The following is a 355-nucleotide window of genomic DNA, read 5'->3' as shown; positions in this document are numbered from 1 at the left end:
GACCCTGACGGCGAGCCCGTCGGTGACCGAAGGTGGCGTGATCACTTACACCGTGACCCTGAGCAACCCGGCTCAGACGGCGGTGACCGTGACCCTGTCCAATGGCCAGACCATCACCGTTGAAGCCGGCAAGACCCAGGGCAGCGTCGACTTCCAGACCCCGGCCAACGACGTCTACAACAACGGTTCGACGGTCAGCGTTACCATCGAAAGCGCCACGGGCGGCAACTTCGAGCAGCTGACCCCGAACCCGACCCCGGCCCAAACCGCGATCAACGATTCGACCGACAACACCACCGCGACCCTGACTGCTTCGCCAAGCGTCACCGAAGGTGGCGTGATCACTTACACCGTG

General features: G+C 63.7%; 1 protein-coding gene. It reads left to right on the top strand.

Annotated elements, in window-relative coordinates:
- The coding region (locus ABE456_RS28550; protein WP_346646913.1) for an immunoglobulin-like domain-containing protein at positions 1 to 355 on the top strand (355 nt) is incomplete at both ends.

This window comes from Pseudomonas sp. TWI929 (assembly GCF_039673335.1).
Lineage (GTDB): Bacteria > Pseudomonadota > Gammaproteobacteria > Pseudomonadales > Pseudomonadaceae > Aquipseudomonas.
The sequence above is the reverse complement of the archived record's forward strand: the minus strand, read 5'-3'. Positions and strand labels throughout refer to the sequence as shown.